This window comes from Mesorhizobium sp. M0317 (assembly GCF_040321555.1).
In the GTDB taxonomy this organism is placed as follows: Bacteria; Pseudomonadota; Alphaproteobacteria; order Rhizobiales; family Rhizobiaceae; genus Mesorhizobium.
The window spans coordinates 1-23598 of record NZ_JAMYRV010000063.1 but is presented as its reverse complement, the minus strand read 5'-3'; the positions used below and the strand labels follow the sequence as shown (position 1 = coordinate 23598).

The 23598-nt window shown below is 58.2% G+C and carries 30 protein-coding genes and 2 pseudogenes; 8 read left to right on the top strand and 24 right to left on the bottom strand.

Features of this window, described 5'->3' with window-relative positions; genetic code table 11:
• Positions 1 to 48: 48 nt before the first annotated feature.
• The 11 genes from NKI88_RS29710 to NKI88_RS29660 all read right to left on the bottom strand — a co-directional run bounded on the left by NKI88_RS29710 (position 49) and on the right by NKI88_RS29660 (position 10653).
• The gene (locus NKI88_RS29710; protein ID WP_023807121.1) at positions 49 to 690 is read right to left on the bottom strand and encodes a chemotaxis protein CheX; all 642 of its coding nucleotides are present in this window, start codon (positions 688 to 690) and stop codon (positions 49 to 51) included.
• A complete protein-coding gene (locus tag NKI88_RS29705; RefSeq protein WP_050588969.1) occupies positions 687 to 1064 on the bottom strand; it encodes a response regulator transcription factor in 378 nt (125 codons plus the stop codon). Before NKI88_RS29705 ends, NKI88_RS29710 begins: the two co-directional genes overlap by 4 nt.
• Positions 1065 to 1121: 57 nt before the next feature.
• The gene (locus NKI88_RS29700) at positions 1122 to 1376 is read right to left on the bottom strand and encodes a hypothetical protein (protein WP_023807123.1); all 255 of its coding nucleotides are present in this window, start codon (positions 1374 to 1376) and stop codon (positions 1122 to 1124) included.
• Positions 1373 to 3598: a chemotaxis protein CheA gene (locus NKI88_RS29695; protein ID WP_023807124.1), complete on the bottom strand. Its 2226-nt coding sequence runs from the start codon at positions 3596 to 3598 to the stop codon at positions 1373 to 1375. The genes NKI88_RS29700 and NKI88_RS29695 overlap by 4 nt, the downstream gene beginning before the upstream one ends.
• A complete protein-coding gene (locus NKI88_RS29690; RefSeq protein ID WP_023807125.1) occupies positions 3591 to 3986 on the bottom strand; it encodes a response regulator in 396 nt (131 codons plus the stop codon). The genes NKI88_RS29695 and NKI88_RS29690 overlap by 8 nt, the downstream gene beginning before the upstream one ends.
• Positions 3983 to 4819, bottom strand: coding sequence for a CheR family methyltransferase (locus NKI88_RS29685; protein ID WP_352658972.1), 837 nt, complete (start codon positions 4817 to 4819; stop codon positions 3983 to 3985). The genes NKI88_RS29690 and NKI88_RS29685 overlap by 4 nt, the downstream gene beginning before the upstream one ends.
• Positions 4816 to 5439 (bottom strand): HEAT repeat domain-containing protein, encoded by a 624-nt coding sequence (locus NKI88_RS29680; RefSeq protein WP_023807127.1) that lies wholly within the window; start codon positions 5437 to 5439, stop codon positions 4816 to 4818. Before NKI88_RS29680 ends, NKI88_RS29685 begins: the two co-directional genes overlap by 4 nt.
• Positions 5430 to 6515 (bottom strand): chemotaxis-specific protein-glutamate methyltransferase CheB, encoded by a 1086-nt coding sequence (cheB, locus tag NKI88_RS29675; RefSeq protein WP_023807128.1) that lies wholly within the window; start codon positions 6513 to 6515, stop codon positions 5430 to 5432. Before cheB ends, NKI88_RS29680 begins: the two co-directional genes overlap by 10 nt.
• Complete coding sequence (locus NKI88_RS29670) at positions 6512 to 8008, bottom strand: chemotaxis protein CheW (protein ID WP_084013111.1); 1497 nt, start codon at positions 8006 to 8008, stop codon at positions 6512 to 6514. The genes cheB and NKI88_RS29670 overlap by 4 nt, the downstream gene beginning before the upstream one ends.
• On the bottom strand, positions 8001 to 9917 hold the full coding sequence (locus NKI88_RS29665; protein ID WP_023822831.1) for a methyl-accepting chemotaxis protein: 1917 nt from the start codon (positions 9915 to 9917) through the stop codon (positions 8001 to 8003). Before NKI88_RS29665 ends, NKI88_RS29670 begins: the two co-directional genes overlap by 8 nt.
• 547 nt (positions 9918 to 10464) lie before the next feature.
• Positions 10465 to 10653, bottom strand: a complete 189-nt coding sequence (locus tag NKI88_RS29660; RefSeq protein ID WP_023807131.1) for a DUF3606 domain-containing protein — start codon at positions 10651 to 10653, stop codon at positions 10465 to 10467.
• Positions 10654 to 10957: 304 nt separating this feature from the next.
• On the opposite strand from NKI88_RS29660, the gene NKI88_RS29655 reads away from it, so the two are divergent.
• The 4 genes from NKI88_RS29655 (at position 10958) to NKI88_RS29640 (ending at position 12891) form a co-directional block, all read left to right on the top strand.
• On the top strand, positions 10958 to 11116 hold the full coding sequence (locus tag NKI88_RS29655; RefSeq protein WP_023807132.1) for a hypothetical protein: 159 nt from the start codon (positions 10958 to 10960) through the stop codon (positions 11114 to 11116).
• A gap of 137 nt (positions 11117 to 11253) precedes the next feature.
• Entirely contained in the window at positions 11254 to 11988 is a 735-nt protein-coding gene (locus NKI88_RS29650) for a Crp/Fnr family transcriptional regulator (protein ID WP_023807133.1), read from the top strand.
• A gap of 31 nt (positions 11989 to 12019) precedes the next feature.
• The gene (locus NKI88_RS29645; protein ID WP_352514570.1) at positions 12020 to 12292 is read left to right on the top strand and encodes a DUF6894 family protein; all 273 of its coding nucleotides are present in this window, start codon (positions 12020 to 12022) and stop codon (positions 12290 to 12292) included.
• 407 nt (positions 12293 to 12699) lie between these two features.
• Entirely contained in the window at positions 12700 to 12891 is a 192-nt protein-coding gene (locus NKI88_RS29640; RefSeq protein ID WP_023807135.1) for a hypothetical protein, read from the top strand.
• Positions 12892 to 13587: 696 nt separating this feature from the next.
• Here NKI88_RS29640 and NKI88_RS29630 read toward each other — a convergent pair.
• From NKI88_RS29630 to NKI88_RS29615, 4 genes and pseudogenes are all read right to left on the bottom strand, one after another.
• Positions 13588 to 13818, bottom strand: a pseudogene (locus NKI88_RS29630) (integrase core domain-containing protein); the annotation flags it as partial.
• Positions 13788 to 13958: a hypothetical protein gene (locus NKI88_RS29625; protein ID WP_286456077.1), complete on the bottom strand. Its 171-nt coding sequence runs from the start codon at positions 13956 to 13958 to the stop codon at positions 13788 to 13790. The pseudogene NKI88_RS29630 and the gene NKI88_RS29625, both read right to left, overlap by 31 nt.
• Before the next feature lie 324 nt (positions 13959 to 14282).
• Positions 14283 to 14456, bottom strand: coding sequence for a hypothetical protein (locus tag NKI88_RS29620; protein ID WP_023816936.1), 174 nt, complete (start codon positions 14454 to 14456; stop codon positions 14283 to 14285).
• Between the two features lie 367 nt (positions 14457 to 14823).
• Complete coding sequence (locus NKI88_RS29615; RefSeq protein ID WP_023806369.1) at positions 14824 to 15864, bottom strand: IS110 family RNA-guided transposase; 1041 nt, start codon at positions 15862 to 15864, stop codon at positions 14824 to 14826.
• A gap of 126 nt (positions 15865 to 15990) precedes the next feature.
• Between NKI88_RS29615 and NKI88_RS29610 the strand changes: the two genes are divergently transcribed.
• Both NKI88_RS29610 and NKI88_RS29605 read left to right on the top strand, forming a co-directional pair.
• A complete protein-coding gene (locus NKI88_RS29610) occupies positions 15991 to 16332 on the top strand; it encodes a helix-turn-helix domain-containing protein (protein ID WP_081727491.1) in 342 nt (113 codons plus the stop codon).
• A gap of 34 nt (positions 16333 to 16366) precedes the next feature.
• Positions 16367 to 16588: a hypothetical protein gene (locus NKI88_RS29605; protein ID WP_023806368.1), complete on the top strand. Its 222-nt coding sequence runs from the start codon at positions 16367 to 16369 to the stop codon at positions 16586 to 16588.
• Between the two features lie 536 nt (positions 16589 to 17124).
• On the opposite strand, the gene NKI88_RS29600 is transcribed toward NKI88_RS29605, so the two are convergent.
• The 3 genes from NKI88_RS29600 to hxsD all read right to left on the bottom strand — a co-directional run bounded on the left by NKI88_RS29600 (position 17125) and on the right by hxsD (position 18035).
• Complete coding sequence (locus NKI88_RS29600) at positions 17125 to 17349, bottom strand: hypothetical protein (protein WP_023806367.1); 225 nt, start codon at positions 17347 to 17349, stop codon at positions 17125 to 17127.
• 121 nt (positions 17350 to 17470) lie between these two features.
• Entirely contained in the window at positions 17471 to 17671 is a 201-nt protein-coding gene (locus tag NKI88_RS29595; RefSeq protein WP_031198881.1) for a hypothetical protein, read from the bottom strand.
• 31 nt (positions 17672 to 17702) lie between these two features.
• Complete coding sequence (gene hxsD, locus NKI88_RS29590) at positions 17703 to 18035, bottom strand: His-Xaa-Ser system protein HxsD (RefSeq protein ID WP_023806365.1); 333 nt, start codon at positions 18033 to 18035, stop codon at positions 17703 to 17705.
• A 50-nt stretch (positions 18036 to 18085) separates the two neighbouring features.
• On the opposite strand from hxsD, the gene NKI88_RS29585 reads away from it, so the two are divergent.
• Complete coding sequence (locus tag NKI88_RS29585) at positions 18086 to 18418, top strand: sunset domain-containing protein (protein ID WP_031198880.1); 333 nt, start codon at positions 18086 to 18088, stop codon at positions 18416 to 18418.
• A gap of 14 nt (positions 18419 to 18432) precedes the next feature.
• Here NKI88_RS29585 and NKI88_RS29580 read toward each other — a convergent pair whose 3' ends face one another.
• From NKI88_RS29580 to NKI88_RS29565, 4 genes and pseudogenes are all read right to left on the bottom strand, one after another.
• Positions 18433 to 18831 (bottom strand): PIN-like domain-containing protein, encoded by a 399-nt coding sequence (locus NKI88_RS29580; protein ID WP_023806363.1) that lies wholly within the window; start codon positions 18829 to 18831, stop codon positions 18433 to 18435.
• Positions 18828 to 19538, bottom strand: coding sequence for a hypothetical protein (locus NKI88_RS29575; protein WP_023822826.1), 711 nt, complete (start codon positions 19536 to 19538; stop codon positions 18828 to 18830). The genes NKI88_RS29580 and NKI88_RS29575 overlap by 4 nt, the downstream gene beginning before the upstream one ends.
• Positions 19539 to 19648: 110 nt before the next feature.
• On the bottom strand, positions 19649 to 19819 hold the full coding sequence (locus NKI88_RS29570; protein WP_352460860.1) for a hypothetical protein: 171 nt from the start codon (positions 19817 to 19819) through the stop codon (positions 19649 to 19651).
• Between the two features lie 141 nt (positions 19820 to 19960).
• A pseudogene (locus tag NKI88_RS29565) lies at positions 19961 to 20188 on the bottom strand (helix-turn-helix domain-containing protein); the annotation flags it as partial.
• A 523-nt stretch (positions 20189 to 20711) separates the two neighbouring features.
• On the opposite strand from NKI88_RS29565, the gene NKI88_RS29560 reads away from it, so the two are divergent.
• The gene (locus NKI88_RS29560; protein WP_023806360.1) at positions 20712 to 20942 is read left to right on the top strand and encodes a hypothetical protein; all 231 of its coding nucleotides are present in this window, start codon (positions 20712 to 20714) and stop codon (positions 20940 to 20942) included.
• Positions 20943 to 21216: 274 nt separating this feature from the next.
• On the opposite strand, the gene NKI88_RS29555 is transcribed toward NKI88_RS29560, so the two are convergent.
• On the bottom strand, positions 21217 to 22530 hold the full coding sequence (locus tag NKI88_RS29555; protein WP_023806359.1) for an HlyD family type I secretion periplasmic adaptor subunit: 1314 nt from the start codon (positions 22528 to 22530) through the stop codon (positions 21217 to 21219).
• A partial coding sequence (locus tag NKI88_RS29550) for a type I secretion system permease/ATPase (RefSeq protein WP_352658966.1) occupies positions 22517 to 23598 on the bottom strand: 1082 nt, incomplete at its 5' end. The genes NKI88_RS29555 and NKI88_RS29550, both read right to left, overlap by 14 nt.

Here is a 23598-nt window from a genome sequence, read left to right as displayed (position 1 = left end):
GCATCTAATATCGGCGTCGAATTATCGTGAGAAGTGTTCAACATGGCACTATTTATCGGTCCCACCGATCCGCTCAATAAACTCGCACAAGAGGCCCTTCAAAACCGCTAGGGAAGGCATGTCCATCAGCATAGCAATGTAGCCCGTGATGTCATTGTCCTTGACGGTGAAGTTTATGTAGAGAAACAGCACGACCTCGCCGGGTAGGGGCGGCGGCGCCAGATTGAAGAAGTCGGTTCCAGTGCCTCGAATGACCTCAGGCAAGGAGACGCGAAGACTACGGCGCAACAGGTTGGCGATGGTGGCAAGGCAACTGTTGAGAATGATGTTGCCCGTCTCTGCGAGTGCTTCCTGTTCAAGGTCGATGATGTCTTCCAATGAATGGTCCGGACCGGCTACAGCACGCACAAGTTCGAGACTTCGCTCCTCCGGGAAAATAAGCAGCGCGCGACCAGTGATATCACCTTCGAAAACCTGGTGAACGGCAACCAGACGGTCCATCTCGCGTTCGTCCAAGATATCGATGGCTTGCTGCCTGCCGACGAGGTTGATTCTTGGGACCGACAGGAACACCTGTCGTCCAACCATCTCGCGGAGATTCTTGGCGGCTCGGCTGACGGCGATGTTCACCAGTTCAGTGAGGGCATCCCTCTCCAGTTCCTCCAAGACAAGGTCGGCCGGAGTTATCATTGATCGTCCTGATCAACGGGAGTGTCTGGTTTGCCGAGAAACGCAACCAGGTCCGGGCCATTCACTGGCTTGGTCAGGAAGGAAGCGCCCAGCGCCTTTGCACCTTCGACGATTTCGTGCTGCTGATTAGCGGAAATCAGTGCCAATCGCATTGACGGATCCTGGGCACGAAAGTCCGCCGCCAAGGCAAGCCCATCGCGGCCGGGCATATTGTAATCCATCAACACGATATCAGCCGCGAACTCACTCGCCAGTTGAAGCGCCTCATCAGCGTTGCCGGCCTCTTTGCGCACCCATGTCGGATAGTTCTTGGCGAGAATCTTGACCAAGGCCATTCTCGCAAGCTTGCTGTCGTCGACGATCAAAACGTTCATTACGACCTTCATTTCAGCTGGGGTTAGGGATATCGCATAAAAGGCAATAATTGTGAACTAGCGGCCATGCACTGCCGTGAAGCCCCGATGAAAAAAGCTTTCGAGAAATGGCGAGCCCGCCGGCCCAATGACCCTCACGCGGGCCGCCATCAGGACTTGCAGAACGGCAGCATGGATCTTGGTGCACTTCCGCCAGTCAACCAAGGTGTTGCCTGACTCAACCAGCATTGCCAGCAGGGTTTCGCTGTCTTCTAAAGTGCAGTCACCCTCAAGCCGGATCGATCCGTCGCTGGGGTCGGAAATGACGGTCATTTCAGCAAAGCCTCCACATCGAGAACAAGCATGACGCGGCCATCACCCAAAATTGTGACGCCTGCAACGCCTTCTACACCCGCGAGCACCCCCTCGATGGGCCTCATCAGTATATCCATTGTCTCCCCGACATCATCGACCTCTATCCCGCACATGTCGTTCCCGACCAGGACGACTAGGACTTGGAAATCGTCGGCGATCGTTTCCGACGGCGTTTCGCCAAGCGTCGCCGCAAGACTAACGAGCGGGATGGTATGGCCGCGATGCCCGAACACGCGCGCGGCGCCAACCATCGAGACATCACCGCGCGAAAGTCGACGGGTTTCGATGACTTTCTCAAGCGGAACGCCAAAAGCTTGTTTGACCACTTCCACGGTGACGAGGGGCGTCATCAGGATGGAGTAGGGCAGGGTGAATTTTGCGATCGTCCCGCTTCCGGGCTTCGTCTCAATGCCAACCGATCCGCCGAGCGCCTCGATCGCCGATCGCACCGCGTCCATCCCAACACCACGGCCGGAGACCGTGTTGACAGTTGCGGCTGTCGAGAACCCCGGATTGAACAGCAATTCCAACGCATCGTCATCGGAAAGCGAGGCGAACCCGGTCGTCAGGCCGCGTTCTGCGGCAACCCTTCGAACTCTCGCGAAATCCACACCTCGACCATCGTCTTCCACCTCAACGACAATGCTGTCGCCGACTTTCGCTGCACGCAGGCAGATCGTGGCATGCGGTGGCTTCCCCGTCCTGATGCGCTCGTCCGCCGGTTCCACACCATGGTCGATTGCATTGCGAACAACATGCATAATCGGCTCTCCAAGAGCCTCGACGATGGTCTTGTCGGCTTCGGTGTTCTCCCCTTCTGTCACGAGAACCACTGACTTACCTGTTTCGGTCGCAAGGTCTCGCACTAAGCGCTGAAACCTCTGGAACACCTGTCGCATGGGCAAGACACGGATGCTCAAGACAGAACGCTGCAACTCACCGACCAACCTCTCCAGTCGGGATTGTTGTTCCTCCAACACGGCCGCCAAATCCGCCGAAGGAGTTCCACTCCGGGCTAGGGTTGCGGCATGCGTTATGGCATTCTTGGCAACCGACAGTTCGCCGGCCAAATTCACTAAGGCATCAATGCGTTCGACGCTCACCCGCAGTGAACGGGCCGCATTTGAGTTCGGGATGGCGAGGCGGGAATCCCGGTTCACGGAGAATTCGAGGACTTGGGCATCGTCTCCCAAAACCCGGTCGATCAGGAGGACGAGAGCTTGTCGTCCCTCTGGATCGTCCGCGTCCGGCACACTACTATCGTAGCGTTCCAGCGCATCCTTGTGCCGGACGCTGCGAGCCAGGATGTTCATCACCACGCGCCGCGCGGCGCCTACGCGGCCGGCCAGACCTGTGGTCGCGACCTGGGAAAGGAGTTGGGACTGCGCTTCGAGCACCAGCCGCGCCATCCGGCTAAGTCCTGCGCGCTGATCGGGGACGGCAGAAGAAAGCTCGCGGATCTCGAGGAGGCTCGAAGAGTCCGAGCTTATCGCTTGGGTATGGCGCAGCAAAGCGTCCTTCGGGGCAGAGGACAACGCTGTGAAGAGCAGGTTGCACTCGAAGGGATCACCTTCCCTCAACGAAGGCCAGACATGAACCTGTTCCACATGAAGAGCTAACAGGCCAGGCAGGCCGGCAACCAACGCAAGGGGATCTTCGCCGCGAAAGAAGCACTGTGGATCGGGCTGGAACAACAACCCGGTTGAGGCTCGGGCTGCGACATCATGGTTGGCGTTCAAAAGAGATGTCAGCCACCCCGTCGCCAATAAAGCGGCCGGGCTCTTCCCCGGAGGTTCTTCACATAGTGCCGCTTGCAAGCGGCGGACCATCTCATCCGCGGTCGACCCTGCATCCTCCGGGACAATTCCCTTTACCTCAATGCCATCGAGCCAGCCGGTGACTTGATCCAATGCCCAGAGACAGTTGCCGATATCCGCAGTGCTTAACGTCCTCGTACCGGTCCGGGCGGAAGCGAGCAGTTCCTCAGCCGCGTGCAGACCCCTCGCCATATCTGGAAAATCGACGATGCCGGCCCCGCCCTTGAGGGTGTGAAACGACCGAAAAGCACTGTCCAGCCTAGTGTGATCGCCTGATTCACCTTCGAGCGCCAGAAGATCCAGTGTAGCCTGCTGCACAGACTCGCGGCACTCCACCAGGAACTGCTCAAGAAGTTCAGTCATGGGTTGATCCGGCAAGCAAGGCAACGAGCTCCAACAGGTCCTGCCCAGCGACGGGCTTGGCGGCGTAGAAGTTCGCTCCGGCAATTTGGGCAGCTCGCAGGTCATGGAGCCCGGCTTCCGTACTGATGATGAGCACGGGGGTGGACGCAAACGGTTCGCCGCGTTGCCGAAGCACCCTTACAAAGCTGAGGCCATCCATGACCGGCATGTTGATGTCCACGATCAGAAGGTCGACGATCTCGAACCCAAGCAGCTGCTCCAAGGCTTCCACCCCGTTCAAAGCCTCGAACACCTCATAGCCCGCTGGCTCCAGCACGCTTCGATAATACAGGCGCACGAGAGCTGCGTCATCGACCACCAGGACGCGATGGAGGGTAGGTTTGCTCACCGCCCGACCTCTGGTTTCTGATAGACAATACCATCTTCGAACCGACGGATTTCGAACAGCGGAGAAATACGGCTCATCGACTCCGTGTGGCCAAGGCAAATGTAGCCGCCGGGCAAAAGGCTTTCATAGAGGTTGTCTGCAGCAATGCGACGCGAAGCGTCGTCGAAGTAGATGAGGACGTTTCGGCAAAAAATGACATCGAATTGGCCGTGGTGCCTGGTCTCGTTAGATTCTATTAGATTGACACTGGAAAATTGCACCGACTCTCTCAACTCGTCGACAAGCCGCCACCGATCGTCGGCTTCTTGGTGAAAGTAACGGTCGATGACTTGGGCCGGCAAGCGCATCAGTGCGCGCTTGCCATAAAAGCCGCGCTTGGCAGCGGCAAGCGCTTCGGTATCGATATCTGAGCCGCAAATCTCGATGCTGTAGGCGTCGACCAGCGGCCACTTGTCCAAAAGCCACATCGCAATCGAATAGGGTTCTTCCCCAGTCGCGCAAGGTACCGACCACAAACGCAACTGGTCCTTCCCATAGCCGGCTGCGATTCTTTCACGCAGCAAATCCTTCGTGAGACACCGAAATTGATGATCTTCCCGGTTGAAATAAGTCTCATTGACGGTAAAGGCGTTGACGAACTTCTCGATCTCACCCTCGGCATCAATACGAAGTTTGGCGAAATACCTTTCGAAAGAAGGAGAGGCGGTTGCGTTTGCACGATCAGCAATCCGGCGCTCTATGTAATAGCGCTTGGATACCGAATAGACCATGCCGGTGCGTCGATAGAGGAAGTCTCCCAGTCGACGGATCTCTTCGTCCGTGATCTTGATCACTGAGGGGCGTTCCGCGCCCCGATCCGGAGGGCCGCGGTTTTGGCGGCGAAATCCAAAAAGGGATCCGAGGGAAAACGCGCGGCGCAGTGGAGCAACAAGGCAACGTGGTCAAGCGCCGCCACCTCCGCCACGACGTCGATCGCGGCACCGCAAACGCTGCCATTGCAATCATTAGCCAGGAGGGGAACCAGCAAATCAATGACCGTTGAAGGCTGCTGCGCGCGAACGAGTTCGCAGGCGAGGATGCGAACGTCGGGCTCCGGGTCACTGAGCAGTCCGGTCAACCGCGGCAGGAGCTGATCTTGCAATGCGCGCAAGGCGTCTAGTGCCCCGGTGCGCAAGCGGGCATCGTCGGATCGTAGGTATTGCAGAGCAACGTCGACGCTTGCCGCATTGGCTGATCGCATAAGGGCTGTAAACAAAGCCTGCAGCACGCCATCAACCGCTTCACTCTGAATCGCGCTGGAGATCACAGCGGCGTTGTCAGAGGTGACAATAAACTCGCGAGCCGCCGCTCGCCTTTCCTCACTGTTCCGACTCAGCAACGAAGAAAATGCATCCGTGGGCGATGCGTCGCGGATCCCGGCTTGGTTGGGAAGCTCTTTGCGGATCAGAGGCAAGGCACAACCTTCATCAATTGCCGGGCTATCTCGGGTAGCGGCAGAATCCAATCTGCACCACCGCCCTTGACCAATTCCCCGGGCATCCCCCAAACCACTGCGGTTTCTTCCGCTTCGGCGATCGTCGTTCCGCCTCGCTCGTGCAGGAGTTTCATAGCACTGGCGCCGTCATTGCCCATTCCGGTCATGAGAATACCGATAAGGTCGCTGGGAGGTATTTGTTCCATGGCACTTCGAACAAGCCGGTCGGCGCTTGGATGCCAGGGATAGTCGACCTGGGACGGGACATTCATGGCAAAGACGACGCCTCCTCGGCGCGATACAATCATGTCCGCCCCACCCCGCGCAATGTAAGCGACACCAGGCACGACTTCCGTAGGGCGGGTAACCTCCACGATCTCGATGGCGCTCAGGCTGTTCAAACGTTTGGCCAGTGCGCCCGTGAAGGATTCTGGCATGTGCTGAGCAACCAAAATTGGCCAGGAGAACGATGCTGGCAGCGCTCCGACAACAGCCTCCAGTGCTGGCGGCCCTCCGGTCGAAACGCCGATGAGCACCAGCCCATTTACCCCAGTTTTTACAATGGGTTCTTTTGACGCTATTGGGGCGGGATGGGGACTTGTCGGCAGCGTCTGCCCTATACGGTGGCGTATACGTTCCTGCAATCGCAGCGTGGGTTTGATGCCGGTGACGGCGGCGGTTCGAATCTTGTCGAGCAGATCGTCTTTCATCTGATCAACGCGTAAGGACAATGTTCCCGAGGGCTTAGCAACGAAATCGAATGCGCCGAGGCGAAGCGCTTGCAGGGTCTCATCGGCGCTCTGTGATGTCACCGACGATACCATGACGACCGGGGTCGGCCTTTCCAGCATGATACGATCAAGGCACATAAAGCCGTTCATCTGCGGCATGTGGACATCGAGCGTGACCACATTGGGGCGGAAGGCGTGCAGGCGCTCCAGTCCTTCGGCGCCATTTCGAGCGGTTTCAACTTGGAATTCGGATGCGTCCGACAGCATTCCGGCAAGCAGCTTTCGAACGAGGGCAGAGTCGTCGATGATCAGAACCTTGATCAAGTCTGCAGCTTGGTTTGAAAAGAGTCCAAAAAGGTGCGCTCGGCACGCGTGAGCAGTTCGGTTGGATCAAGCAGCATGAGGATGCGAACGCCTTCATCCAGGCTGACGATCGACTGGATCAGGCGCGTAGTTTCTCCCGCCAGATCCGGCGCCCGAGCGAGCGCTGATGCATCGACGCCCAAGACTTCCGAGACGCTGTCGACGATGATGCCGGCGCGGTGGGAACCGGATTTGACCACAATCAGACGCGTCCGGCCACCATTCTCAAGCGGAGGCATGTCGAAGCGCTTCCGCTGATCGATGACAGGCAGCACCTCGCCGCGCAGATTGATGACCCCTTCAAGAAATTTGGGTGTCTTTGGAACCCGCGTCACACTCTCCGGCACCAGTGCAACTTCCTCGACGGCCTCAATGGGCAAGGCGAATTCGCCGGCGCCAAGTTGGAAGGCGAGCAGCTTGATCTCGTCGCGCTTTGAACCTTCTGTCGATGCGGAGCCGTCTCGCGCCGGAGCTTGCACATGACCCAGACCACGCATGGTTTCCTCGCTGAGCAACAAATCCGGGTGCAAGACCGAAAGCAGCCGGCTATCCGCCTCGCTCCGATAGATTGCCTTGACCTTGGCCTCGCCGCCAATTCTGGCTGCCATAATCGGCGGCACGGGTTCCAGCCTCAGAGGATCGATGGCGATGCTCTGCTTGACAGCGTCGACAACGACGCCGACCGCGGTGCCGCGGACATACGCGACGATGACCTTCTCATTTCCCTGAAGCTCGTTAGCGAGGCCAAACAGTGCTCTTAGGGACAAAATTGGCAGCAGTCCGTCACGGAAAGATATCAAACCAGGGACCTGCGCATCCGCGCCCGGCAGAGAAGTCAGGCCTCGGGGGATATTGAAGACCTCCTGCACCACGGCAAATGGAAATGCGTAATCCTGCCCATCCACTACGAACGTTGCGAGCATTTCTCGACCTACAGCGCCTATGGCGCTCATATCAGGAACCAACGTACGGCTGCGGCCGGTTACACGGTCCCGGGCTTGGGGGGTAAACGCCCCTTCGAGCAGGGTATCAACGTTGAGAATCCGCACCGCCTCGCCATCATTTGAGAAGACACTGTCATCGCCGCTGCTCACCGCGGCGCCCTTGAGTGAATGACGCTGCTCGATGCGGCTTGCCTGTACGTTGACGATCCCTTCGACCGTGTTGACAAGCAGCGCATACGGCGCGGGTGCGTCGATGACCACGGCTCGCGCCGAATCCGACAGAGGTTCAGAAGCAAGTCGCAGCAACCGGCTCAAGTCCGCAATTGGCACAATTGACCCACGCAAGTTCGCTAACCCGCACAAAGCCGCTGGGGCTTGCGGCACCTTTGCCATTTCGGGTACCCTGACGATCTCGGCTACCCGATCGACCGGAACCGCGTAAGTATGCTCGGAGCAGCGAACCGCCAGGAAGCGTTTGGATAGCGCCGCTGGCGCGCCTTGCTCAGACATTTTGTGACTTGAGCTCTTCAGCGAGGGAGGCAATCTCCTCAATCGCCGCAGCCAGGTCCTCAGCTCCTCGCGCTTGCTCTTGGGAAGCGGTCGATGCCTCTCTAGACGCTGCGCCGGCTTCCTCTGCGGCTGTTGCAATCTGCTTCGCGCCAGCTGAAGCCTGGCTCGCCGCAGCGAGTATGTCGGTAGCGCCAGAATTGATCGCTTTGCTCGCCTCGACGAGCTGCGTCAGCTCTTCTTTGGTCTTCTCAAATACCGCTAAGGTGGCGCGACTATTCTGAATCTCGACTTCCGACAGGCCGCAGATCCGCTCGAGATCGCCACGCAGCGAAGATATCTGCTCGATAATTCCGCGAACCGTATCCTTCACTTTATCCAAGGATTGCGATGCTTCGCGCGCCAGCCCGCGAATGTCTTTGGACACCAAGGAGAAGCCGCTGCCATAGTCGCCCGCCCTGGCTGCTTCGACCGCTCCACTGACGGCAAGCATGCTGGTCTGAACCGCGACTAATGTGATCGCATCGACGATCTTCTCGATCTTGCGGCCAGTTACCTCCAAACTAAGCAACGCAGATACGCTCGCTGTCGTGTCCTGGAGGGAACCCGTCAATCCGTTAATAAGGTTTTCGACCGCCGCGTAAGTTTCCCTCAGCGACTGTTCCATCGCTGCAACACGCTCCTCGGCTGCAACTGCATTTTCTTTTGCAAGGGCAGCACTTTGCTCGATCTGGCTCAGTGAGGCCGAACTTTCGTGGGTGGCCGCCGCCTGCTGCTGGGCGCCACGGTTGATCTGCTCGACCGCAGCCAGAATCTGACCGGCGGCCCCCGAGAGCTCCTGAATATTCGCCGACAGCTGTTCGGCTGCCGAGGACGCCTGCTCGGCGGCTTTTCCCGCGTCTCCGCCGCGCAATAGATTAGCCAAGCGTGCCAGCGCGTGCGCTGCCGTTTGGCCTTCAACAAGCGCCTGCGTCTGCTGTTGGATCGCTGCCTGCGATTCCGCAGCTGCAGCCGACTGCTGCTCCGCGGCACTGGCAACTTGCTCGGCACCTTTTTGCGCCTCGGTCGCAGCTTTTTCGGCTTCAACCGAAGCCAGCGAGATGGCGCGGCTGCCGAGCGCGATCTCGCCCGCGGTTTCCCGCATGGCGCGAAGGTTTCGCAGCACGACGTTTGAGGCCTTTGCTTCGGATGCCGCAGCGTGAGCGGCTGCAGCGACTCCGGCTGCAACCGCGCTGACATCTTTTTGGATGCTGGTGGACAGCGCCTGAACTTCACGTGCGCTGGTGTCGGATATCTGCGCCAGCGACCTTACTTCTTCAGCGACTACGGCAAATCCGCGGCCATGATCGCCGGCGCGAGCGGCTTCGATGGCGGCGTTTAGGGCAAACAGATTCGTCTGGTCCGAGATGCGGCTGACCGTGCGGCCTATAGCTCCGACTTCTTCAGCGCGTTTTTCGATAACGGCAATCAATTGTGCCGAGCTTTCCTGGCGAGCGGCATTTTGTCCAATCGCACTGACCGCATTCATCACCTGATTCGTCACATCGGCAAGCAAGCCCTGCACCGATTCCGATCGCCTTTGCGAATCCTCGGCTAAGCGTCGTCCCACGGCCAGCGTTTGCGTGGAGTCGCTGATTGTGCGCAGTTGTTCTTCAGCCGCGCCTGATGCTTCCTCCGCACCCGCGGCGATCTGTTCCATCGATCGCCGTAATTCTTCAGCGGCGGCCGATGCCTCGGTGATGCCGCTGGCCAGTTCCTCAGTGGCGGCGGCAAACCGTTCGGCTATTTGTCCGTGAGGTAGGTCTGATTTGATGCTTTGGCGTGATCTGGCCGGCAAATCTGCTTTTTCGGGATGCAAACCCTTGTCTGGCCCAGTGCGTTTCGCGATCCTTGACGTCTTAACGAGCGACATATTGGACTGAAATCCTATTTCGCGGGTAGGGGCGTTTGCCTGATTTCTATCTCATCGCCGGTAAGCGCGCCACCGCAGATAGCTTGGCCACGTGCTCAGACTTCAAGTTGGTGCGGCAATCCTGGTGGATTGCGGTCGGCCACTATCGCAAGGCAGGTGTCGCTTAGCCGCGTTATAAGCGGTCCGCTATTCGATGAACGATGCCATTGCGGTAGGTTCGCTTTCTCCCAAAACGAGAGATCATCGAGGGAAGGGCCACGGCGCAGCTGAGGTAAAAACCGGGACCAGTTTGTCTTGGCCGCAGTTGCGGCAACTCGGGAATTTAATCGAAACGGAACCCCTACCCATACCCGGACGCCACCCATTTGGAAACCGAAGGCACCGACCTTGCAAACCTGGAAGCCGCTGAACATGAGGTTGAAGGGCGCCGCTTCTAGGCGACACTGTGACTTCTCAACGTCCGATAGCGGATCATCCGCGTTCGTGGCGTGAGATGAGACACAGTCCTCTTCATTCTTCGATCTGATATCCTGGCATGTTCGTTCTGCTACCTGTTTCCAAGAGCCTTAGCCTCACGCTCCAGCGTATCGCGGTCATTGCCATGCTTCACGATGAGCTGGCGCACATCGGGGATGCTGAGACCGAATTTGCTGGCGAGATAGCCGACCTCATACTCTTCGTCACCAGACACCCGGCTGCGATCCCGATTATCTGTTTTACTCTTGTCGTCTGGCATGATGATTCAGCTCCGTTCCGATCACCCACAACGCGAAACACGCAGTTTTGTTGCCGCCATGCGGATTCCGGAGCAGTTCTCGCTTTTTAAGCCAGCTTGAGGGGGCATCCTGGCGGCAAGGAAGACCTCCCGGCATGCTTCGCTGCAGGATTTCCGTGAGGATGGAAATAATGCCCTACTTAGTATTTGACTCGCTACTGTCCGTCCGAAAGTGTACAAGGGCCAGGTCGTCAGCTGAACAGTAATGGGCGCTGACGCTTGGGAGCGACCATCGCACTCTTGCCCTGAAGCGAGAGCAAACGCGATGACAGAAGAACGTCGCCCCGGCCTTAAACCCGAGATCGTCAGCGCGCTTGCGCTGGAAGCCGGGGCCACGGAGCAGCAGATCACCGAGATAATTTCGTTGGTCGGCTTCGATCGTTCCTCGATATTGCGGGAAGCTCGCCTGCTTAAGAAGACGTAAGTGAGCACGTAATTGTCGGTTTTGTACCAAGGCGGACAGGCTCTGCTGCCGACGCTATTCCAGCTGAATCGTCTGCAAATTGCCTTGGGCGCCGACGACTGAGGGACGCGTGCTCTCGCCCGAGAGGAGCGAGCGCTATGGACCTGCATCTTGATACAAACAAAAATGCGCTTCTGCGGCGCTTCGATCCTGCCGATCTGGATCACCTCAAGCCGCATCTGCGCAACACCTTCCTCGATCTACGCACGCCGCTCGAAAACGCCGGGCAAAAAATCGAATATGTTTATTTCCCTTGCAGCGGCCTTGCCTCCGTGGTGGCCAGGAAGAACAGGGGAGCCGACGCAGAAGTCGGCATCATCGGGTTCGAAGGCATGACCGGCTCGGCTCTTGTGATGGGCGACGACCAGGCCACGCATGATTGCTTTATTCAGATGACCGGCGAGGTGTTGGTGATCGACGCCTCGCAGTTCAAAGCGGCTTTAAAGGCGAGCAACACACTTCGGCCGTTTCTGATGCGCTACGTCCACGCTTTTCATATACAATCCACCTACACCGCTCTGATCAATGCGCGATGCAAAATCGAGGATCGTTTGGCTCGATGGCTTCTGATGTGTGACGACCGTGTTGTTGGCAATAGACTTTTCATCACCCATGAATACCTGTCCGTGATGCTCGGTGTGAGGCGCCCTGGAGTCACGGTCGCACTGCAGATGATTGAGGGGCGCGGGCTCATACAATCCCGGCGTGGTGAAGTGGTCATTCGCGACCGAAAAGGTCTGATCGATCTCGCAAACGGTAGCTATGGGGAACCGGAAGCGGAATACAGGCGGCTCGTCGGCGAAATCGAGATCCAGCCGCAGATTGTCCCTTGACGGGAACCGACGTTGACCCAGGTTTGGGCAAATGGCCCTCTATTATTTCGACCTCGATGACAATGGCTTAGTCTACCATGACGACCAGGGCACCCATTGTTCGGCCTTCGATCAAGTCAAGGAGGAAGCCGTTCGCACTCTCGTTGAAATGATCAAGGAGAGCCTGCCAGATGGCGATCACCACAGGTTGACGATCAAGGTCCGCGATGACGGAGGCGGCGTGGTCTTGCAGGTCTCGCTGAACTTTGAGGTTGAGGCAGAGCGCCGTTACGGCGGTGGCAGTTCTCCCGATTCTCACGTCTGACAGCGTCCACGCAAATCAAGCGCCGCCAGAAACGCGCGCGCCGCGGCATGGCACGCATTATGCGATGGGCCATTGGAAACGAGAGTCCATGCTTGTCGGCAAAGATCGCCACTGCATATGGATCGCCAATCTGAACCCGGATCGAGCACTCTTTGCGCCTTAAGCATTACCGCCCCTCAAACCTGTTCAAAATGGCCCGACGTGAACCCGCGCCGCTGCGGCTATGTGATATCCGCTCAGCCGACAAGCGCCGGTGACAAAGCCGACAACCGCGCGGCTAACCTTGGTAAAAAACGTACATCAAAAGTTCTCCATCGGCCTATGGTTGCAAGGGAGCTAGGTGATTTATGCGCTGCTGGCGTTTGAGAGTTCGCCAGCTCTTGCTCATCCTCGGGAGGTTTACCATCATGGGCAAGGACCGTGAATGCGGTCAGATTTCGGCCTTCGATTTCGCCATGGTGCGCCAGGCCTTTCGGCAGTCGGCAAGCGAACAAGGGATCGCAGAGGGTCGATGGCCCGATCATGCGAAGCGGCTCTTCCAACAGCTAACCGATGAAGACCCCAACGATGACATGATCGGCTACATCATCGCGCCTTAGTACTGCTCGCGCGATCGCCGCACTGGGCCGATCCCTCGATAGTCATAGACCGCAGGTGGACCTTTGTTGCGTCCCTTCGGGACGTCTACGAAGGTCCCTCTGAGCCATTTGGCTTGGCTATTTCGCAAAGTCACCACTCGGTTAACCGCCCTTGCGGCGGCTTCGAACGGCGTCAACGCTCAACTTGGTGGGTCGCGTGCAACACGTCGTCTTCGATCTCTTCCACCCGATATGAGCTCATAGCCACCCCGGCCGAAATTCTACGCAGTGATGGACGATACCCTGCGATGGCGGGACCGCGCACTTGTATGAAAGTGCTATACGAGGAACTTAGCTGGCGGCATTCGCTTATGCATTCATGAGCACACGCGGCGTCAACTTCCTCGATCGCTGGATCGGCAACAATCTCCCCGAAACGGCTAAGGTCGACGCCGTCTCGATAAGTGAGTACACACACAAATTGTATGCCGACGCTAAAGCCTTGGGTATCAAACGCGAAGAGATCGACGAAGAAGTTGACGGCATATATCGGACGCTGGTCGATGCTGGGGTCCACTTTGATGCTGGCTTAACCGAATGAGCGTTCGCGGCCTTAAGTTTCTGGACAGGTGGGTGGCCGAGCAACTGCCCATTGTGGCGCGGGGCGATCCTATCGCCGCCAGCGACTTGGCGGATCCAATTAATAATGTTTAAGGTTTGATGGGTTGGATCGAGCCTGAATCGTTCGGGCTCTTTTGTCCAGATTTTGCAGATGTATTCAAAGGGCGTGAGGCCCTTGAGGGTCTTCAGTCGACGGCCGAAATTATAGGCTAAGACGAAATCGGCGAGATGCTGGCGCAGTTGGTCATGGCTCTCGTAGTAGAAGCGTTTGACGGTCGCATCCTTGATCGTGCGGTTCATGCGTTCGACCTGGCCGTTGGTCCATGGGCTGGGTTCGGCGCCGCGAGGATCGCGGCCAGCAATTCAGCCGACGCGTCCAGACCTGCCACTGCCTTGTGCAGCGCAGTGGTCGCGGCTGCTTGGTGATCTTCTGGCTTGCCGTTGTCGTTTGCGAGATCGGCCTTCACTGGCATCTTCATGGCGCGACTATGCGCCTTGCGGGAGCGGTCTACAACCGCACGACCTTATCGAGATGCCGGCGAATACGCTGGCCTTCCGCGAAGGCTACGGCGTAGGATTCCAGTTCGAATGATCGGTTGCTCTCTTTCCCCTCCTCAACCACGCGGCCTTGGACTAATGACCTGCCTCCTGCCGGTTTCAGCGTTCTCTTCGTGGTCGAACAGTGCTCGCCACAGCATGGCATCGGACGCTGCGGCTCCCAATGTTCTCTAATTGCGGGCCTGGGGTCAACCGTTTTCTAACCGATCCGATGTCCGGTAGCGGGTGGTGTCTCAGTTTGAAATTGTCGGCTTGGCTGGGTTCGGCGCCGCGAGGATCGCGGCCAGCAATTCAGCCGACGCGTCCAGACCTGCCACTGCCTTGTGCAGCGCAGTGGTCGCGGCTGCTTGGTGATCTTCTGGCTTGCCGTTGTCGTTTGCGAGATCGGCCTTCACTGGCATCTTCATGGCGCGACTATGCGCCTTGCGGGAGCGGTCTACAACCGCACGACCTTATCGAGATGCCGGCGAATACGCTGGCCTTCCGCGAAGGCTACGGCGTAGGATTCCAGTTCGAATGATCGGTTGCTCTCTTTCCCCTCCTCAACCACGCGGCCTTGGACTAATGACCTGCCTCCTGCCGGTTTCAGCGTTCTCTTCGTGGTCGAACAGTGCTCGCCACAGCATGGCATCGGACGCTGCGGCTCCCAATGTCAGCAACGCAGTCCGCTTCGGTGGAAGGGCTGCATAGCTCCTGGCGGGTTTGCCGCTGCTCGTCCCGGCAAGGGACAAGATTACCGTCGAGCGACGGATTTCTTCGGGTTCACCTCTATCTTCATGCGACGGCCCCCGCTTCTGCGGCCGACCATCGGAAGGATACGCCATCCACCCACATGCGGTGCATGACTACTGCTAGCTTTCGTGCGACGGCGATCTTTGCCTTCTTCAAGCCGCTGCGCTTGGCGATCCGGAGGCCCCAGGCTTTGAGCCCCGACCACTTCTCGACCCTCGTCAGGAGCGTGCCGGCGGCCTCAAATAAATAGGTACGGACAAGACTGTCTCCGCATTTTGAGATGCCCCTCTTGCGATCGATTTCACCCGACTGATAACATCGCGGTGTCAGGCCGAAGTACGCGCCAACGCTTCTGGATTTCGCAAACTTGGACGGATCATCCACCGCTGTCACGAACGCGAGGGCCGTGAGGACGCCCACGCCAGGAATGGCCATAAGCTGCCGGCACACAGCACTCCCTCGAGCACGGCTCATCAGTTGGCGGTCAAGCTGCCGAATCTGCTCCTTCAGGCAGGAATGGACGCACAGCATCGACCGGACGGTTTGATTGAGCATTGGGTCGCTATTGTCGCACGCCTCATCCACGAGCCGTTCGAACGGCTCGCCCGTTCGTCTTGACAGAATGACGCCAAAAGTTTTGAGAATGCCCCTGATCTGGTTGGTGACCTCTACCCGCATTCCGACGAGTTGAGCTCGTGCTCCAAGCATCGAGCGGACGGCGTGGCTGTCGAGACTCTTTACCCCGACCTCCCTATACCAGCCCGCCTTGACGATCTGAGCCAATCCATAGGCATCATTCTTGTCGGTCTTGTTTACCTGGCCACTCATGGTCGCCTGCGCATGGCGGGAATCAAGGCACAGCACCGGCAGCCCCATAGCCTTCAAGGCGTGCCAGTGCCAGGTCGACAAGGGACCGCTTTCGAGCCCTATGCGTACAACATCTGGTGCTTTGGATCTGATGTTTCCGGCTATGTCTTCTGGCGTCGATAGGCACTTTCCTTGCCAGACAAGCTTACCGTCATTGCCGATAACGCACAGGTGGGTCATCTCCTGCGAGACGTCTAACCCAACAAATTGGTCCATGTTGGCCTCCATGAGAATCACTGACGGCGAAGAATCTAGCATCGCCCGCAATTACCCCATGTCAGCATAGCGCCGGCCGCATGACGGGACGCGGGACCGACTGTCCCCGTCCGCGGGGTCCGCATCATGCATCAGGGATCGAACCCGCCCGCGGGACCGGATGCGGGCTGGGATTATGACAGCCCGGTCGCCGATCCTCTGCGATGCTCACCACCATCAGGTTCACTCAATCGAGTCCATCGTGGGGTCGCTCTGAAGCTCCGTCAACCGAAGGTTTTCCGAGAAGTGTTGTGGGAAGGTTCGACGAGGCGAGCGGCGGCTGCGCTCGGGACAAGCAAGCCAGCCGTCAGTCAACATGTGAAGCAGCTCGAGACCACGCTCGCATCACACTCTTCAAGAGATCAGCCAACCGCATCGTTCCCTTGCAGGAAGCCTTGGAACTCCTGCGAAACGTACAACTTGCTCTGACGTCTTTGATCGACTGGAAGCGTCGATCTTCGCAATGAAGAATGAGGAAAAGCAACGGATTGGGATCGCCGCGCCTTCTGTTTTCGGTTTCGTGACCTTGCCCTCTATCGAGGCGCAAGACCTGGCAGCCGAGACGATCGTCGATACCGATCCGCAGTTCGCCGCCCACGAGATGAACTTCAATGGTTGCGCTTCGCCGGCGTCGCCGGACTACTGGTGGAATTCGATTGCAACGGTCACGAGGCCGGATACGTAGCTTGCGCGCTGGGCGCCAGTCCTTTCATGGCGGCGAAGTTTTCTGTGTCGGGGCTCCCAGGCAACAACTCGGGAGCAACGAGCGAGTTGCAACCGAACCTTCCGCCGCTCGTTGACCTATGCTGGCTCGTTCCAGCATACTCCAGGCCATTGCCGCCGGCTCACGCTGGCGGGCTTTTTTGCGGCAGTCGGGAACATCCTCGCTCTGAGGCTGTTCGGTCGCACCCGGCTCTTTCTTCAGCGGTCCCGTGCCGGTGACCAAGATGGCCCCTCACTCATCGTGGTCGGCCCGCGCTCGGAAGCAAGCGCGGGCCATCCCTGCACAAGCACGGCGTCCCCAGATGTCAGCGGGCTTTTATCGTTATACTCTCATTGCTGTGTTGTCGGTGCGCTACCGCTTCTTTGAATGCACGTGCTGCTGCATCGCAAGCGACACGTGAGGAGCCGTTCACGGACAAGATGATTCCGGCTGCCTTCACTGTCAAACCGTGTTTCTCGGCGAACTCTGCGGCTGTGTACGCGCGTTGGGCTTTTTCACTACTCCGCATTTCTGACTCGATATGCCGCTTCCGCCTCGTGTAAGATCTGGCGGGTCCCTTGCAGGGTGTGGTGCATGCTCGCCAAAAGGCTAATGGCGTCGGTCGTTGGACTGCCTTCGTGATTCAGCAAACCGACGACTATATCTTGCTTGGAAACGATGCTCTGGTTGTGAGCGAGTTGCCCCGTCAAAAAAATGAGCCGGATCTCTGCCGGTGTCGGCATGGCCTTCTCCCTGGTCGGGCGAAAGCCTGATGATCGCTCCCAAGCGCCTCGTGCCTGTTTGTTTTTGGTTTTTCGAGGCGACCGCAACAGTGTGCGCTCGTTAGCGGGCAATGGCAACCGGCTAGGCAATTGAGCATCGATGGTGGGCGCGGGCCGCTTTGGATTCGTAGGCGGGGTGTGTGCTGGGAAGCTCGTGCCTGATAAATGAAGCCAGCACGGCGCGCGGCAATACCAGATATTCGCCCGCTTGGTTGGTCAGCACATACCGCTCGTCGTCCAACTGGGAAAAACGGAAGTACGCGAGCTGATATGTGTCGTCCAACGGTCGTTGGAACTCAGTTGCCGGAGCAAACTTAGTCATCGGACTGTAGGCCCGATCTGGAAAACGCAAGCGCCAGTATCGCTTTTCTAACAGTGGCGGTTTCGGCGGCGATGCTGCTACGCAGGTCCTGATCCAAGACCTCTAGCCGCAGTCTTTCTACCGCTGCGTCGGCCGAAGTTCGCGCGGCCGCCTTGCTGAAGTTGATCGTGCATACTGCGAAGCCGCCCTCGATCGTGATCTCAACCGCAGCGTTGCCGGTTACCCGATACGCGGCGCGCTTTACACAGTCGAGGCTGAAGACTGACAGATCAAACTTGACTTGGGCAGTCTGGACGAGCTCGCTATCGCGAGAGGTGTCCGACATCAGCAATAACTGTACCCAGAGCAGTGAGACCCATGACTAGCATGGCTTGAATGGCTAGTGTGGTACGCTCGCTTTTCCGCTATCGTCTCGTCGCCGTTCTGGTGATGCTCGGGGCGACTTCCGCGGGCTATCTTGCAGTCGGCGACGATCGGCACGAGCTGCCGCGCGTTCACCATGGCGGCGATTCGTCGGCCAGCAACGCGGCTGTCCGCGAGGCGGGCTGCGGTATCAAGGGCAACATTAACGAGCGCGGCGAGCATATCTACCATATGCCGGGGCAGGAATATTACTCTGCTACGCGCGTCAACCCAGCTCGAGGAGAGCGCTGGTTCTGCTCACAATGGGAAGCGTGGTGGGCGGGCTGGCGGAAAGCGAAAGTGTAGCGAATGCCTTTAGACTACACCTTCAGTTGCTCGATGCGCGTGCTCTTTATTGGAAGTTCGAACATCGCGCCGCCCGCGACAATTTCCGATTGCTTTTCGATCGTGCTCCAAAGGGCGAGTAGCCGCTCCATCTGCTTGACGACCGGAGCCTTGTAGAGGCCCTTCGAAAGAAAAAACCCGACGAGCCGAGAGCTTCGAAATGCAGCATATTCGACCTTGTTCCGGGTAATGCGTCGATCGCCAGAAATGACGATCCAACGCCCCTCCGTGCTCAGCTGGCCGATCCAGGCCACATCTTTCACGCCGGGGCCGAACTTCTCTCTGATATGGACGATCTCATGCTCCCCGGCGAACAGGGCATTTAGCGAACGGGCGAGAGCGGGCGACAGGTTTTCGTCGACCAGGGCTTTCACGCGGCGCTCTGAAGGCTCTCTTCGAATTTCATGGCGTCTCTAACAGCGGTAGCTGAGACATCGAAAAGGCGCGCCACCTTTTCCACGGATCCTTCGGCTTCTACCGCTTGCGCAAGCGCCACGGTCGGGACGCCATATTTGGAGGCGATCGGCTGACCGAACGAACGATGGGGGTCGATCACGATGGACTGCTTGCCATTGAAGGGCCGCCAGCGCGCCACCGCGTCATTCTCGATATCCAGATCTTTGAACGTCCGCTCTATGACCTGGCGGAAAACATACTGCCGCCTCTTCAGGTCGAGTAGCTTGGTTTCACCGGAACGCTCTATTCCTTCGAGGAAGATCGTTCTGCCGTCAGTCTGGAAGCGCCTGGTTGAGAACGGGCGCTCGTCATTGACGCACTCACGTGCGTACTCGATGCAATTTCTAACCGCCAAAAGGCCGACGCCGGCCCCTGTGAATGCTTTGACAAAGCGGAGCTCGATCAGGTCACGGAATCCGATCTCGAGATGATTGTTGATGATCGGCCACTGCGATGACCATAGCGGCGCGATTCGATGCTCAACTTCTTCGCGGCGGAAGGTGTAGCCCTTCATCCACCTCGAAATATTGAGCGCAGACGTCCCTATCAGGCGCGCGGCCTCTCCGACGCTGTAGGAGCCTACCCCGAAGAATTCTGCGTCTTGAATGTTCTGGCGTACCGACATGCCGGAAGAGTTATCCACTTTCATAGACCGTGCAAGGGGTCACTTCCGCCGTCCAGCTGGCGGCAATGTATCTGTCGGTCGCATCATCAGGATCGCAGAGGACCGAGGCGTCAGTTCGTCTCGTCGACGATACTGTCATAGTCGCGGCCGATCAGTAGCAGCACGAAGCCGCAGGGCACTGTCACGCTGGTGAGGGCAATAAGGCCGAGCCATCCATAGTCCGGCTTCGCAAAATAGTAGTACCAGATAATCGCCTGCACCAGCGGAGACACGATCAACATCCAAGCACCCCATATGCCATCCGTGTTGAGCCGGATCGTTGTCGTCGCCCGATATCTGATTGCCATACGTATGCCCTCCCGTTCCCCAAAAGGCAGCTTCGCGCCGGTTTAGCGCGAACGCAAGCGCCGGCCCGGCTACGGCTTTGCGAGCCTCACGCCGGCGCCTCCTCCATTCTGCGGAATGAGCTCAACCCCGGCAGCCTCCAGAGCGGCCTGCAGGTCGACCAGCGTGCGGTCGTATGGCGTCCGCTTGCCAGCTTCGAAATTGGCAATGGTCGTCTTGGCCACCTGGGAGGCCGCTGCCAGCTGATCCTGCGACCATCCAACAAGCGCCCGGGCTGCCCGGCATTGAGATGGTGAAATTGTCATTTTAATTAAACCTTACATTAAAAGTGCCGATTGTACGATACGTGCAGCCTTATACCATTAGTGCAACGTTATCGCAAATGCAGACCCAAATGCCTAACGCCGGCGAAGCTATGGCCGCTGCTTTCCCTTGGAAGATTTTCCCGCGGCGCCCTGCTCGGTGCCATCGCCTCTATTCCGGCCATAAGAGGCGCTGCCGGGGCGCATGTCTCGCCGCAACCGGCGCCTCTGCCCTCCCAGGAGGAACTGCTGCAAGCCTACAGTGAGATGGCTGTTCTTCGAACGTCTGCTGCTTATGCGCGACATCTACCCTGGCGAGCGCAACCCTACCGCCTAACAGCCCTCGTGCCCTGCAACACTCTTGCGGCGCATTACCATTTCCCGCTACGATGACCGAGAGTTGTAGCCCGACATGGGAAACGGTGCCCTCGCAAGCCACGCGTGCGCTGCTCGTCTTGCAGACCGTCGGCGTTGACTTCAGGCCGCTGAGTGAACGGCATGATCTTTCGTTCAGAAGGAAACTGCCATGCGAACGACCGAAGGTGATCGACCGCCTTCCGGCTGGTTTGTGGTCGACGTTATGCGCCGCGAAACCCGGAAGTGGGACTGGACGGCGCTTATGACCGATACGCATCCTGACGACGATCTAGAAGCTCGGATCTTTGCGAAGCAGTGCTGGGTCCGCATTCCCGGTAAGCACCGAAACCGAGATGGGGCTTGGGATATGTTCGAGGCGATGTCAGCCACGCGGCACTGACTGACTTTCATTCCGCAGAAGAGAAACGAACAGCCCGCTGCCGCTGGTGGCGGGTTTTTCATGTCGCGTTTCACCAGCCGCGCACCAGTAAAAACCGTTGACTCAGTTGCAACATGAAACGCTGACATTTCTGCATTTGAGGGTACGTTAAGATGTTGAATTCACTGCAGAAAGAAGTTGTGCCCAGAGGCAAGTGAGAAAATATGTGTGCCTTCAGGTCTCACCACGCTCAAAGAAACCAACAGAAATACAACGATATATTCTGTGGGTTATTTCATTCCTCCCGGAATGTCCGACTGATTTGGTCCGACAGCGGCTTCACGAAATAGGAAAGCGCCGTACGCTCGCCCGTCTCGACCATCGCTTCGGCCGGCATACCGGGCACGAGTGTCAGCCCCTTGAGCTTCGTCAGTTCCGCCTGCGGAACCGACAGGCGCACCAGGTAGTACGAAATGCCGTTTTTTTCATCCGTCGCCAGATCGGCTGCGATCCGGCTGACATATCCGTTCAATATCGGCGTGGTTCTCAGATTGAAGGCTGACATCCGCAGCACGGCCTTGTGACCAAGCTGGATTTGGTCGATGTCCTTCGGGGTGATTCGTACTTCAAGCGCAAGATCGTCGCCTTCCGGCACGATTAGCATGATCGGATCGGCGGGCGTAATCACTCCGCCGACCGTATGAACTGCGAGTTGTTGAATGGCGCCTGACTGCGGCGCGACGATATCGATCCGCCGCAGTTCCTGTTCAACCGCCACCTTGCGCTCAACATACTCCCCGATCTGCGCCTGAACCTCTCTGAGCTCCTGGCCGACTTCCGACTTGAAATCCTGATCGATCTGCGGGATCTGCAGGCGCGTTTCGGCTATGCGGGCTGCCGTCTGTGCCTGATCTGCGATCTTCTCACCGCGTTCGCCGCCGAAAGTGGCAACCTGGATCTTCAGGCTGTTCAACCGTTGGTCCGAGACAATGCCTTGCTTGCGCAGCCCACTTAGAACAGCAATTTCCTTTTGGAGAACCTCGATCATTTTTTCATAGGCAATTTCCTGCGCCTTGAGTCCTTCGATCTCGTGGTGATATTGAGTAATGCGTTCCGCCAATTGCGCCTGCTTCCCGTTGCGGGATTGCCTGCGGAATTCGAACAGCAGCGTCTCGCTATCTATTGCCGAAGCTACGTCCGGAACATCTCTTCGGGCGAGTAGCCAGTCCGGGAAGGCGATTTCCGCGAGATCGTCACGCTCAGCATCGAGTCGTGCCAGGTAGGCGGCCAGCTCATCGAGCCGCTTGGTGACTATGGCGAGATTGGCGCGCGTCTGGGTGGCATCGAGCCGCATGAGGATGTCGCCGGCTTTTACTTTATCCCCTTCGCGCACCAGGATTTCTCCGACCACCCCGCCAGTCGGGTGCTGCACCTTCTTGACATAGGAAACGACGACAAAGTGTCCGGACGCTACAACCGCACCGGAGAGATTCGTGAAGGTCGCCCAGGCTCCGGCTCCTCCCACAAAGATCACGCTCGCCAGAAGGCCCGCCACCAGGTGCCGGCGAATGGAGCTTGAAACGTCATTGTTCTGATCAATGCCGGACACCGGTATCCTCCATGTCAGCGCGCTCTGCCACGTGATCCTGTGTAGACTCGATGGCCTTCAGGACTTTGGAACGCGCACCGAATGCTCGCTGCCGTCCACCTTCCATCACCAACACCAAATCGACGGCGCGGATGACGCTCGGCTGATGGCAGACGACAACCGCAATGCCCTTGCGCTCGCGCACGGAGGCGATCGCCTTAGCGACTGCAGCTTCGCCTTCCGCATCGAGATGGGTATTGGGTTCATCCAGCACAACAAGGAAAGGGTCTCGATAAAGGGCACGGGCAAGACCGATAAGCTGGCGCTGCCCGGCGGAAAGTGCCGATCCGACCTCACCGACCGGAGTTTCGTATCCGTGCTCAAATCGGAGGATCAGTTCGTGCGTGCCCGCTGCTTTCGCCGCGGCGACAATAGCCTCAGGGTCAGGATCATCTTCAAAACGAGCAATGTTTTCGGCAATGGTGCCGTCGAACAGCTCAACACCTTGTGGCAGATAGCCGATATGACGGCCTAGTGCTTCCCGGTCCCATTGATCGAGGCTTGCGCTGTCAATGCGAACCTTCCCGGCGACCGGCGTCCATGCGCCGACGATGGCGCGCGAGAGTGTCGACTTGCCCGAGCCCGATGGACCGATGACCCCGAGTGCGCTTCCCGCCTGAATGACAAACGCAAGGCCGGTCACGGTCAGCTTGCTTTCGCCGGGCGGAACGATTGTCACGCTTTCCAAGCGCAGTTCGCGTTCAGGTGCAGGCATAGGCACAACAGGAGCGGTTTCAGGAACCTTTTCCAAGAGGTCCTCAAGCCGCGCCCAACTCTGGCGCGCAATGAGGAAGGGTTTCCAGCTTGAAATGGCCAGATCGACCGGAGCCAGTGCACGCCCCATCATTATCGAACTGACAATCATGACCCCGGCCGTAGCCTCCTGCCTGACGACAAGGTACGCACCGACGGTAAGAATGGCCGATTGCACCTGCAGGCGCAAGTCGGCATTGCAACGCGCTGCTTGCAGCAGACCATTGCGTGCCATGTTGTGGGCAACGGTATCGCTTATCGGCCCTTGCGAGAGAG